Genomic DNA, 11669 nt, shown 5'->3' on the forward strand with positions numbered 1-11669 from the left:
AGGGTGGCAGATGACCTGTCGTTCCTTTGACAAACCTTCCTCATTCGGCTGTAGGAACCGAACTACCCAAGACGCTAGAACAGGTCTATAAAAATGCAAGCGAAAAACTTTTTTGGACTGACTGGCGAAAAGGAAAATTCATTTTGTCTGCACGACTTTTTCTAATGATCGGGTTTGCGCTGCTCGCCGGCTGTTCGTTTTTCGGGCCGAAAGTCGATCTCGACAGCCTGACCCTCGACGTCGCTCCCAAGGCCAATGACGACACCCCGATCGCCGTGGATTTCATCGCGGTCAACGATCCGGATCTGCTCAAGCAACTGTCGGGCATCAGTGCCCGTCAGTGGTTTGCCGAGCGCGAGCAGTATCAGCGCGACTATCGTCAGCTGATGAGCGTGTGGGGGCTGGAGCTGGTGCCGGGGCAATTCATCGACCGCCAGCCGTTCCCTTTGGGGGGCAAGCGGGCGGCTGGACTTTTGGTCTTCGCCAGCTATAACACTCCCGGAGCGCACCGCCTGCGGCTGGACGATCAGAGCGACGCATGGCTCAAGTTCGACAGTCGCGAGATGAGCCTGGTCAGCAAGGAAAACTGAAACACACCGTCCGCCGCCGGTTCGCGGTGCAGTCGAAGGGAGTCGTATGAGTCTGCTACCTGACGCGGTCTGCTGGCATGAAGGCATGCAATTGCTGCCACAGCATTTTCAGTTACAGGGCCTGCGGGCCGAGGCGCTCGGCGCGCATCTGGCTCAGGCGTGCAATCCGTGGTTTTTTGGCGTCAGCCACATGGAGTTCGACCCGTCGGCGATGAGCGCCGGGGTGGTGCGGGTGCTGTCGTTGCAAGGGACGATGCCGGACGGTCTGCCGGTCAATCTGCAAGTCGGTGTCGACCCGACGCTGGAGCTGGACGTCGCTGCCGCGATCGACGCCACGGACGATGCGACGGTGACGGTTTATCTGGCGATCAGTCCGCTGTGGCGCGCCGGTCAGTTGCTGCCGCTCAAGGGACGTCTGCAATCGGTGGTCGGCGAGGCGTTACCGGACCTCACCAGCGGCGAATTTCCTGAATCGATCACGGTGTGGCGTCCCAATCCACGCCTGTGCACGCAACTGAACAAAGCCGATTCAATCTGCCTGCCGCTGCTGAAAATCCGCAAGGAGGGCGGTGGTTTCCTGCCGTTGCCGTACACGCCGCCGACACCGGTCCTGCTGCCGGAATCCCCATTGGGTCGGCGAGTGGCCGGGCTCTGCGCACGGGCGCGGGAGAAGTGCCTGTTTCTCGGCGGGCGATTGCGTCAGGCGCAGCAGGCCGGCAATCAGGATGACGCGCTGGAAATCCGCCGGCAGATGACGGCGTTATGGGCGCGGCTGCCGGAAGTGGAAGGGGCGCTGATCAGCCGTGTTGCTCATCCGCAAAGCATTTATGTGCAACTGCTGGGACTCGCCGGTGCGTGGTCGGCGCTGGATCCGCTGGCGGGTGTGCCGGCTTTTGCGCCATTGGATTTCCTCGAATTGCAGCGCGGTTACGAACCGCTGCTCGACTGGCTGGAAAACACCCTGGAACTGATCCGCGCCGGTTACCGCAGCATCGCGTTCGAGCGCGGTGAGCAGAGTTTTTCCATTCAGTTGCCGGACGAGCAACCGAGCCAGCGTCTGGTCATCGGCCTGCGCATGCCCAACGGGGCCAGCGAGCAGGCGGCCGGCGAATGGCTGCGAGGGGCGATCATCGCCTCGGCGCCGCACATCGCGTTGCTCAGCCGCCAGCGCATGAGCGGTCTGACGCATCAGGCCATGAGCCGCAGCGAGCAGGTGGCTTATAGCGTCGGCGACGACACCCGGCTGTTCGTGGTGACCGCCGAAGGCAGCTGGTTCGACGCGCAACTGCCGCTGACGATCGCCGCGCCGGCCACCAAGTTGACCAGCAGTCCGTGGCAAGTGGTGTTGTTTGTCGCCCAGAACAGTGAACGTGCCTGATCACACAAGGAACGTCGTATGTCGCAAGGAAGTGCCGCAAGCCTCGGGTTGCAGGACGCTCCGCTGAGCAGTGCGTTCCGCCACACCTGGCAACAGTGGTCGCAGGACTGGAGCCAGTTGCCCAAGGACAGCGAGGACGAAGCGGCGCTGGTCGAAACCGTGGTCGAACTCTCGACCCAGGCTTCGCAACGGCTGTGGCGTACCGCGTTTGCCAAGGTGGGTGATTCGGCGACCGAACAGGTCAAGGCACTGGTGTACGCGTTTGTCGCGCTGGTCGATGAAACCCTGCTGTTCAGCCCGTGGCCGGGCCAGAGTGCCTGGCAGGAAAAGCCCCTGGAGTCGCGACTGTATTCCAGCCGTCAGGCCGGCGAGCAAGTGCCGGCGGCGATCCAGACCTTGCTCGATGAACAGCAACCCACCACCCGCGATCTGGCCAACGTGTATTTGCAGTGCCTGATCCTCGGGTTCCACGGACGCCTGCGCGGTGAGCAGGGTCAGGTGCAACGGGAAAAATGGCGGCGGGCGCTGTTCACGTTTGCCTGGCAGGACGAGGCCGATTACGCCGCTGTCAGTCAGCGACTGGTACAGCCTTCGCTGGCGACACCCTTGCAGTTGCCGGTGCGCACGGCGTTGCCCGACGGCTTTCGTCTGGCGCTGGGCATACTGGCGATGATTCTGTTGCTGACCGGGTTAGGGCAGTTTCTGTGGCGCGACATCCGTCAGGAACTGGAGCCGGTGTTGCAGGCGCCCGATACGCTGACGGCGCCGGAGCAAGACTCATGAGTACGCTGACGATCGTGGCCTGGGTGGTCGCCATCCTTCTGCTGCTGGTGATCATCGCGGTGGCGGTGTGGTGGCTGCGCACCCAGAGCGGCGCCGCGATTCGCAGTTTCTACGCCGCCGTGCGGCACATGGAACAGGAGCAGGGCGCCCACGACCGGTACCAGATGCCGTGGCTGCTGATGCTTGGCGATGAAACCCAGGGCGCGCAACTCGCCACTCAGTGGCGTTTGCAACCCACCGACAAACCGGCTTGGTTCGGTCGCTGGTGGTCGGATTCCGAAGGTGCGGTGCTGGTGGTGCCGCAGGCGCTGTTTCTGCCGGAAGACGGCATGCACCTGCAACGCGGCGGCTGGTGGCGCCTGCTCGGGCTGATCCTGCGCCTGCGCAGCAAGCGTCCGCTGGACGGGGTGATCTGGACAGTGCCGGTCAGTCGGTTGAGCAATCTGGAACAAGCCACGCAACTGGGGCTGGCGGCGCGTCGGCGTTTCATCGATCTGTTGCAGCGCTTTGGTCTGAGCCTGCCGGTGTATGTGGTCATCACCGGGCTGGAAGAACTGCCGGGGTTTCAGGAGCTGATCAGCGCCTTGCCGGACGAGGCTCGCGATCGCACCTTGGGCTGGTCGTCGCCCTACGCCCGCGATGCGGTGTGGCAGGGGCAATGGAGCGATCAGGCGCTGGATCGGCTGCACCGTGCGGTGGCGGAAGCAGTGATCGAAATCGGCACCTTGTCCGGGCATCTGAGTGCCGATCTGTACGCCTTGCCGGAACGTCTGGAAACCCTGCGCCGTGGTTTGCAGAACGTGCTGGAGCCGGTGTTTCAAGGCAACGCTCAGGGCGAAGCACCGTGTTTTCGTGGGGTTTACCTGACGGCCAATCAGCCGGCCGACGATGCGCTGGACGGTTTTTCTGCCGATGACAGCGGCCTGCAGCAAAGTGCGTTTGTGCGTCAGTTGTGGCGCCAGCGAATAGTCGGCGAACGCGGACTGGCCCAGGGCGTGCCGCGCCTGTTGCGCTTGCGCCAGCGCTGGCAGCGAGTGACCGCCGGGGTGGCGCTAGTGGTCGGGGTGGTGTGGGCGGTGGCGATGCTCTGGGTCTGGCACGCATCGGTCAAGGACGCCCATGAACTGGCGCGACTGCTGCAAGGCGCGCAGAAGAATTATGTGGCGGTCACCGACGACGAGCATCGGGTCGAGCCGACCCGGCGCAACGTGCAGAACTTCTGGCGGGTGCTGGAGAGGGCGCCGCACTGGCACTACGTTTCGCTGGCCTTTCCGACGTCGTGGTTTTCTTCGCTGGACGGGCGACTCGAACAGGAAGTGTTCAGGTCGACCCAGCGCCACATGCTGCAACCGCTGCACGATCTGCTGGTCGCGGAGCTGGCAAAAATCAAGGCGATTCGCGCCACCGACCGACGCACCAGCGTCGAAAGTGAAGACCCGGCGCAGTGGCAGAATTATCAGAAGGCCACGGATCTGGTCGAGCGGGCCTTGCGTCTGGAACAACAGAACCAGTTGTTCGCCCAGGTGCAGAACAATCAGCGGGTGCCGCTGGAAGACTTGGCGCAACTGAGCAACAGCGCGCTGTCGCTGAACCTCAACGCCGGCACCTTGCCCCACGCCGCCTACTACAACCGACTGCTCGCGGCCAATGATGGCGGCGACTTGCAGGCGCTGGATCTGAGTGTCGAACGGCCGCTGATCGTGAGTAATTTCACCGGGCTGATGGAGCGCTGGCTCGATCAGTATTTTCTGGCCGACAACTTCGTCAGCAAGGCCGGCTACCTCAAGTTGCATCTGGAACAGCTTGAAGCCGGGAGTGGCAACAGCCTCACCGAACTGGAAGACCTGCGCGCGCTGATCGATGACCTGCAAGCGGCGATCGCCCTGACCAACTCGACCTGGAGTCGCGGCAAGGGCCAGGAGTTGGTGCCGGGTTATCGCGAGTTTCTCGACAAGGTGCGCAAGAGTTCATTGCTCGGCCCGGCCGTCGAACAGCAGCTCGATGCACAGGCCGGCAAGTTGCAGCAGAGCTTCCGCGATCAATGGATCGCCCAGGTGGGTTCGCGAGGCAATCTGCTGGTGCAGCAGGGCAGCGGGCAACTGGCGTTGCAGGATCAGGTGGTCAAGCTCAACAACGCGGTGCAGGCGCTGTTCAAGCGCGACTTCGTTTCGATTGCCCTGCGCGCCAGTCAGGACAGCGTCAACCGGCAAGGCCAGACCGTCGATGGCGATGACCTCAACGAGTCGTTGAATTATTTCGCCAGCTACAAGAGCTACGTCGCCGAAGAGTTGCCGCGCATTCCGCCGGCCTACCGCGAAGCATTGCTGCAAGCGGCCGAAACCGCCGCCGCGCAAGCGATGTGGTTGAGTCTCAAGGATCACGATGACCAGACTCATCCCTATGCGGTGTTCAACGTGCAGGCGGTGCAGGCGATGAACCTGCAAAAGGCCTTTGTCGAGGTGCATCGCAGTGATCTGGCGGCACGTCTGCAAGGGGCGCTGAACCGCCGGGCGATGGCGCAGATCGTTGGCGGGCTGGATGAAATCACCGCGCAGCCGCTGTTCGGTGGCCGCACGGAAATCAGCCAGTGGGACGGCTCGAAAAACCTTGGCCTGCAACTCTATGGCGCCAGCGACGTGCAGGATCTGAAGCTGAGCCTCAAACAGCAATTCAACACCATGCTCGGCATCACCGAGCGTCGCGCCCCGGCGCTGGAGTGGCTGAAGACCCAGCAGGGCACCCTGTCGGCGCTGGATTACGAGCGCGTGACCCAGTTCAGCGCGCTCAACGACGAATTGCTCAAGTACAAGGATTCGAACCCGGCCAGTTCGCCGGCGCAGATCGAGCAACTGGTCAGCCGCGACTTCATTGAAATGGACACCGGTTCCTGCGTGCAGGTGTTGCAGACCGCCAATCTGACCGGCGGGCGCGGCACCCTGGCGATGCGGGCGGTGGAATTGCAACAGTCGGCCCTGCAACGCTGCCAGTTTCTGCAACAGCAACAGGCGGCTGCCGCGTGGAACGAGCTGGCCGGCTACTTCAATCAGTACCTGGCCGACCGCTTTCCGTTTGCCAACGGCGTGCAGGCCCAGGATGCCGACCCGGCGCGGGTCCAGCACTTTCTGGAAATCATCGACAAGCGCTTGCCCGTGGCCCAGGCCGGACTGGTCTTGAGCCAGACCCCGGAGCGGCTGGCGGCGGAAGATTTTCTCAACCGGGTGAAGCAGGCCAGCGTCTGGCTGACGCCGCTGTTCGTGCGCGACAAGAGCGGCATTCTGGGCGTTGAGCTGGACGTGCGCTGGCGCACCGATCGCGAAGAAGAGAAGGGCGCCGATCAAGTGATTGCCTGGGGCTTGCTGGCCGGCAATCAGCAGATCAGCTATCCCGCTGCCGATCAGCCGAACCTGCGCTGGATGCCCGGTCAGCCGATCCGCCTGACCTTGCGCTGGGCGCGCAACGGCAAGGAGCGTCCGGTCAACGACCCGCTGCAGCCGAACCTGGTGGTGCGCGATCTGGAGGCCGGTTGGGAGTATGGCGGGCCGTGGTCGCTGCTGCGCCTGATGCGCGCGCACTTCTCGGTGCAGCGCCAGCCGAGCATGGATTACACCGATTTCCCGCTGAGCCTGCGCCTGCCGGTTACCGCGCAGAACGACAGCGTCACCAGCGAATTCACCCGGATGTTCGTGCGCGTGTCGCTGATGAGCCAGGGCTCGAAACTGCCGTTGTCGATTCCGCCGTTGCCGACCCGCGCGCCGCGTTCACCGTTCCAGGTGACCGGCACCACCGCCGCCCTTGAATCGCAGAAGGAGGATTTGTGAGCCTGCCCTCGACCCCGTTGCCGGACCTGATCGATCAGTTGCTCGCGCCCATCAGCGACGATGCGCCCTGTGGTGCGGATCTGCGCTATGAGCGCGAGTACGACCAGTTGCGCGATCTGCGCCGCGAGGACGACGCGAGTTTGCCCACGGGTGTCTGGCAGTCGACCCTGAAACGCGCCAACTGGCCGGAAGTCGAGCGGCTGACCACCACGTTATTGCTCGAACGCAGCAAGGACCTGATGCTCAGTGCCTGGCTGGGCGAGGCCTGGCTGCATTTGCAGGCACTCGATGGACTGCCGGGCAGTCTGGCGCTGATTGCCGGTCTGTGTGAGCGCTATCCCGAACAGTTGCACCCGCAGGCCGACGACGGCGACCAGTCGTGGCGGGCGATTCCGCTGGAATGGCTGGTGCGTCGCTACAGCGAAGTGCTGCTGACCCGGGTGCCTTTGTTTGGCGCCAACAGCAGCGATTTTGAGAGTTATACCCTCGAAACATGGCGGCGGATTCAGGTGCAGCAGGTGCAGGCCAACGACTCCAAAGGCGCCAAGGCGTCGGCCGAAACGGCGCGCAGCGAGCACAAGAAACTCATCGAGCAGGTGCGTGCCACGCCCATGGCGTTCTGGCTGCGCCATCAAGGCAATCTGCTGCTGAGCTTGCAACACCTGCAGCGTCTCGATGCCTGGTGCGATGCGTATCTGGGGGATCAGGGGCCGGGGCTCGGGCCGTTGCAGGACACCCTTCAAGCGTTGTTGAACCTGATTCAGGAGTTCATCGCCATGCACCCACAACAACCACTGTCGGCACCGCCGCCTGCGCCGGTCGCGGTCTCACCGGTTGAAGCGTCTGTCACGGCCACGCCCGAAGCCGCGCCAGTGCTGCGCGAACCGGCCAGCCGCGAAGAGGCTTATCGGCAATTGCTGCTGATCGCCGAGTACCTGGCCCGCACCGAACCCCACAGTCCGGTGCCGTATCTGATCCGGCGCGGGGTGGAGTGGGGCAACAAACCATTGAGCGAGCTGCTTGGCGAGCTGATTTCGGCAGACGCCGAATCCCGGCGCCTGTGGACTTTGCTCGGCGTGCTTTAGTGCACGCGCTGATTGTTCAGTTTCGGCGGCAACTGCAACGGCGTCAGTACCGGTTGTCCGGAGAAGAACGCCACCAGATTTTTGCCCACCAGCTCCACGGTGCCTTGGGTGGCTTCCGGTGACAGACCGGCGACGTGCGGGGTGAGAAGCACATTGCTCAGGCCTTTCAGCGCATCGGGCACTTGCGGCTCGTGATCGAACACATCCAGCGCCGCCCCGGCGATTCGACGTTGCTCCAGTGCGCTGATCAGGTCGGCAGTGGCGATCACGCTGGCACGGGCAATGTTGACGATAAAACCGTTGGGCCCCAGGGCATCGAGCACCGGGCGGGTCACCAGATGCTGGCTGCCGATGCCGCCGGGCGTGGCGACCACCAAAAAGTCCGAGGCCCGGGCCAGTTCGGTCGGGGTCGAGCAGAACGCGTAAGGCACGTCACTGCGCACCTGACGGTTGTGGTAACTGATCTCCATGTCAAAGCCCAGGCCTGCGCGTTTGGCAATTGCCATCCCCACCGCACCCAGCCCGAGAATCCCCAGGCGCTTGCCGGCCAGCGACGGGCGCATGATTTTCGGCCACTCGCCCCGACGCACGGCGGCATCGCAGCGCGGAATGTCACGCACCAGCGCCAGCAGCATCGCCATGGCGTGGTCGGCCACCGATGAAGCGTTGACACCGGCGCCGTTGGTCACGGTCAGCCCCCGGTCGCTGGCGGCTTGCAGGTCTACCTGCTCGTAACCGGCGCCGATCACGCAGATGATTTTCAGCGCAGGCAAGGCAGCGATTTCTTCAGCGTATAAGCCCAGCGGGCCACGGGTCAGCACCGCGTCGATCCGTGCCCCGTGAGTGGCGATGGCTTGCGCCCGCTCGGCAGGGGTCGGCGCGAGAATCAGGTGAAAACCCTGACGTTCGAGGATCGGCAAATAGTCATTGATGGTTTCAACCAGTACCAGAACGGTGGCGGGCATTGCTCGGCTCCTGTGATCGTCGGTATTCGGGCGCAAAAGTCGGTTCAGAGTGCTGATTCCAGAGCGGTTTGGCAATGGCTGGCATGGCCCCGCATCAGGCAGTGTAGGAGCTGATGCGGGGAGCGCGCGGGTGCTTCGTCAGAAGGTGATGTCGGCGCTGGCGGTCACAGGATCAGGTCACGTACTGGGCGATGCCGTTGCCGAACGACCAGTTCTCTTTTTTCACTTCCACCAGATTGATGAACACGTCTTCCTGGCGCACGGCCAGTTGCTGGTTCAGGTTGCGCGCAATGGTCTGGAACAGCCGTTGTTTCATTTCCACGGTGCGGCCTTCGCTGATGGTCAGCTGGATGAACACGATGCCGTCGCTGCGCTGGATCCCCAGGTATTGCGGGTCATAAACGAAGTGCTGGTCGTCGTGCTCGGCCAGCACCTGAAAGTTGTCGTGTTCCGGCACGTTGATCTCGCTGCGCAGGGCGGCGTAGATCACTTCGCCAATGCGTTTGGCGAACGTCGGGTCCGGGTTTTTCTTGATGTCGACGCGGACGAGAGGCATGGGATGGCTCCACAGGCGAGGGGACTGGACGGGGATGTCAGTCAATTCGCCATTGGGTATAGCCGAAAAATGCCAGACGGTGAGGTTGTTTAAAAACGTTAGGAAATGGACGCACCGTCCTGCGGGATTTACGGATGTTGCCTACGAGTGCTGCCGGATTCATCCGCTATACGGCGGGGTGAGAAGCGCGGAATTATAGAAAGCAGGACGGGATGCGTTCTTCATGACGAAGCAGTAATCCGGACGGAAATTGCCATCAGCCAAGGAAGGCCAATGCTTCATAACGATCGTGAAAGCCTGGAACTCGACAGGTTGGAACATGAGTCACGAAAGCTCGTGGCTGAAAGACGAAAGCTGCTGGCAGAGGAAAAGAAGCTGAGGTGGGAGGCGAACCTGTATCCAGTCGCGGTATTTGGTGGGGTGTTGACCGCATTCACTGCAGTAGCAGGATTTTTTTCAAATTTTAAGTGTTCGCCTTTCAAAACAGTCAGGCCCATGAACCCCAAAGGAAGATCAACATGAGTACATATGACCGCAAGGCCAGAATGGAACGCTCAGAGCGAGAGCACGATGAGTGGGTCGAAAGAATGCGCATCAAACACAAAGGTGAAATGCTTCCGATGTTGGGGTTATTTGGCTTCGGCATCTTCTGCATGTCCCTTGGCTTCATATTGGCCCGATCGATCTGATCGGGTTTTCCCATGGCTCATTCGGCGCCGGTACATGCCATAAAACGACATATTGCGTATCTGACGCCGACAGTCTTTTTCCCAAAAGCGACAAGCCTCCGATCTGCTCCGCACAACCATTCCTCAGCTAAGTCTTTGCTTCTGCTCATTTATCGCGGAGAATCGCGCCCCTGTTTCGGCCGGAGCATGTCTGTCGGTTTTTTCCGACGCGTCCTGACCGAGTGGCAAGTGACCGGAATGCGGAGATCCGACCGGATGAATGATCAGGCCAATAGCGTCGAACAACGCTTTGAAGCGGCAGCACCAGCCGAACTGTCGAGCTGGAATCGCCATGACACTACCTGGATGTTGGGACTGTTTGGGACGGCCATCGGCGCCGGCACCCTGTTTTTGCCGATCAACGCAGGTCTGGGTGGCTTCTGGCCGCTGGTGATCCTCGCGCTGCTGGCCTTCCCGATGACGTTCTACGCACACCGCGGTCTGACCCGCTTCGTGCTCTCCGGTCGCGAAGGCGCCGACATCACCGACGTGGTGGAACAGCATTTCGGCATCAAGGCCGGCGCGCTGATCACCCTGCTGTACTTCTTCGCGATCTTCCCGATCCTGCTGATCTACAGCGTCGGCCTGACCAACACGGTCGCCAGTTTCCTCGAACACCAACTGCACATCACGCCGCCACCGCGTGCGCTGCTGTCGTTCGTGCTGATCCTCGGCCTGCTGGCCGTGGTGCGCTGCGGCGAGCAAGTGATCGTCAAGGCCATGAGCCTGATGGTGTATCCGTTCATCGTCGCGCTGCTGTTCCTGGCGGTGTACCTGGTTCCGCACTGGAACGGCGGCATCCTGACCACCGCTTCGCAAGTGCCGGCACCGTCGGCGCTGCTGCACACGCTGTGGCTGGCGATTCCGGTGATGGTGTTCTCGTTCAACCACTCGCCGATCATCTCGGCGTTTGCGGTGGATCAGAAGCGTCGTTACGGCGTCCACGCCGACGAGCGTAGCTCGCAGATCCTGTCCCGCGCCCACCTGCTGATGGTGGTAATGGTGCTGTTCTTCGTGTTCAGCTGCGTATTGACCCTGTCGCCAGAGCAACTGGCGGAAGCCAAGGCGCAGAACCTGTCGATCCTGTCGTACCTGGCCAACCACTTCAGCAACCCGACCATCGCGTTCGCTGCGCCGCTGATTGCGTTCGTGGCCATCTCCAAGTCGTTCCTCGGTCACTACATCGGTGCCAGCGAAGGCCTGAAAGGCTTGATCGTCAAGAGCGGCAAGCGTCCAGGCGCCAAGGCCCTGGACCGCATCGTGGCGGCGTTCATGCTGGTGGTGTGCTGGATCGTGGCGACCCTGAACCCGAGCATCCTCGGCATGATCGAAACCATCGGTGGCCCGGTCATCGCGGCGATCCTGTTCCTGATGCCGATGTACGCGATCCGTAAAGTGCCGGCGATGGCCCGTTATCGTGGGCAGATGTCGAACGTGTTTGTCACCGCGGTGGGTCTGGTGGCGATTTCGGCGTTGATCTACTCGCTGACTGCTTGAGGCTCAACACAAGATCCCGTTTGATCTTGTGAAAAAGAAAGGCCGATCTGCCTCGCAGGTTGGCCTTTTTTGTGCCTGCACAGCATTGATTGATCGTTCCCACGTCGAACCGTCCGCGTGGGAATGTAGCCCAGGACGCTCTGCGTCCTGAATCGTGACGCAGAGCGTCACAAGAGGCATTCCCACGCAGAGCGTGGGAACGATCAGCGCCAGCCGTTCAGCAGGCATAAAAAAACGCCGCTCATCTCGCGATGGGCGGCGTTTTTCAT

General features: G+C 62.0%; 10 protein-coding genes. 8 read left to right on the forward strand and 2 right to left on the reverse strand.

Going from position 1 to position 11669, the window contains the following annotated elements; translation table 11 throughout:
• The first annotated feature begins 143 nt into the window (after positions 1-143).
• The 5 genes from CAF90_RS00810 to tssA are packed head-to-tail and all read left to right on the forward strand — an operon-like array spanning position 144 to position 7654.
• Positions 144-590, forward strand: coding sequence for a type VI secretion protein (locus CAF90_RS00810; RefSeq protein WP_085605091.1), 447 nt, complete (start codon positions 144-146; stop codon positions 588-590).
• A gap of 46 nt (positions 591-636) precedes the next feature.
• Entirely contained in the window at positions 637-1968 is a 1332-nt protein-coding gene (tssK, locus tag CAF90_RS00815) for a type VI secretion system baseplate subunit TssK (protein WP_085602782.1), read from the forward strand.
• Between the two features lie 18 nt (positions 1969-1986).
• Complete coding sequence (locus tag CAF90_RS00820) at positions 1987-2751, forward strand: DotU family type IV/VI secretion system protein (RefSeq protein ID WP_085602784.1); 765 nt, start codon at positions 1987-1989, stop codon at positions 2749-2751.
• On the forward strand, positions 2748-6569 hold the full coding sequence (locus CAF90_RS00825; RefSeq protein ID WP_085602786.1) for a type VI secretion protein IcmF/TssM N-terminal domain-containing protein: 3822 nt from the start codon (positions 2748-2750) through the stop codon (positions 6567-6569). The genes CAF90_RS00820 and CAF90_RS00825 overlap by 4 nt, the downstream gene beginning before the upstream one ends.
• Positions 6566-7654: a type VI secretion system protein TssA gene (gene tssA, locus CAF90_RS00830; protein ID WP_085602788.1), complete on the forward strand. Its 1089-nt coding sequence runs from the start codon at positions 6566-6568 to the stop codon at positions 7652-7654. The genes CAF90_RS00825 and tssA overlap by 4 nt, the downstream gene beginning before the upstream one ends.
• Here tssA and CAF90_RS00835 read toward each other — a convergent pair.
• Together CAF90_RS00835 and CAF90_RS00840 are read right to left on the reverse strand one after the other, a co-directional pair.
• Entirely contained in the window at positions 7651-8619 is a 969-nt protein-coding gene (locus CAF90_RS00835; RefSeq protein ID WP_007958849.1) for a 2-hydroxyacid dehydrogenase, read from the reverse strand. The genes tssA and CAF90_RS00835 overlap by 4 nt on opposite strands.
• Positions 8620-8791: 172 nt before the next feature.
• Positions 8792-9175 (reverse strand): tautomerase family protein, encoded by a 384-nt coding sequence (locus tag CAF90_RS00840; RefSeq protein WP_007958838.1) that lies wholly within the window; start codon positions 9173-9175, stop codon positions 8792-8794.
• Between the two features lie 273 nt (positions 9176-9448).
• Between CAF90_RS00840 and CAF90_RS00845 the strand changes: the two genes are divergently transcribed.
• The 3 genes from CAF90_RS00845 (at position 9449) to CAF90_RS00850 (ending at position 11400) form a co-directional block, all read left to right on the forward strand.
• The gene (locus tag CAF90_RS00845) at positions 9449-9697 is read left to right on the forward strand and encodes a hypothetical protein (protein ID WP_139834496.1); all 249 of its coding nucleotides are present in this window, start codon (positions 9449-9451) and stop codon (positions 9695-9697) included.
• A complete protein-coding gene (locus CAF90_RS29485; protein ID WP_167748742.1) occupies positions 9694-9864 on the forward strand; it encodes a hypothetical protein in 171 nt (56 codons plus the stop codon). The genes CAF90_RS00845 and CAF90_RS29485 overlap by 4 nt, the downstream gene beginning before the upstream one ends.
• A 255-nt stretch (positions 9865-10119) precedes the next feature.
• Positions 10120-11400 carry an HAAAP family serine/threonine permease gene (locus tag CAF90_RS00850; protein WP_085602790.1) on the forward strand — a complete coding sequence of 427 codons (1281 nt, stop codon included), beginning with the start codon at positions 10120-10122 and terminating at the stop codon, positions 11398-11400.
• The last annotated feature ends 269 nt before the right edge of the window (positions 11401-11669 follow it).

Origin of the sequence: Pseudomonas sp. B37(2017) (assembly GCF_002112885.1) — a bacterium.
In the GTDB taxonomy this organism is placed as follows: domain Bacteria; phylum Pseudomonadota; class Gammaproteobacteria; order Pseudomonadales; family Pseudomonadaceae; genus Aquipseudomonas; species Aquipseudomonas paraglycinae.

Excerpts from the sequence above, each read along its gene's own strand:
- CAF90_RS00840 (WP_007958838.1), bottom strand. The coding sequence starts at position 9,175 with ATGCCTCTCGTCCGCGTCGACATCAAGAAAAACCCGGACCCGACGTTC.
- CAF90_RS29485 (WP_167748742.1), top strand. The coding sequence starts at position 9,694 with ATGAGTACATATGACCGCAAGGCCAGAATGGAACGCTCAGAGCGAGAG.
- CAF90_RS00820 (WP_085602784.1), top strand. The coding sequence starts at position 1,987 with ATGTCGCAAGGAAGTGCCGCAAGCCTCGGGTTGCAGGACGCTCCGCTG.
- CAF90_RS00835 (WP_007958849.1), bottom strand. The coding sequence starts at position 8,619 with ATGCCCGCCACCGTTCTGGTACTGGTTGAAACCATCAATGACTATTTG.
- CAF90_RS00845 (WP_139834496.1), top strand. The coding sequence starts at position 9,449 with ATGCTTCATAACGATCGTGAAAGCCTGGAACTCGACAGGTTGGAACAT.
- CAF90_RS00825 (WP_085602786.1), top strand. The coding sequence starts at position 2,748 with ATGAGTACGCTGACGATCGTGGCCTGGGTGGTCGCCATCCTTCTGCTG.
- tssK (WP_085602782.1), top strand. The coding sequence starts at position 637 with ATGAGTCTGCTACCTGACGCGGTCTGCTGGCATGAAGGCATGCAATTG.
- CAF90_RS00850 (WP_085602790.1), top strand. The coding sequence starts at position 10,120 with ATGAATGATCAGGCCAATAGCGTCGAACAACGCTTTGAAGCGGCAGCA.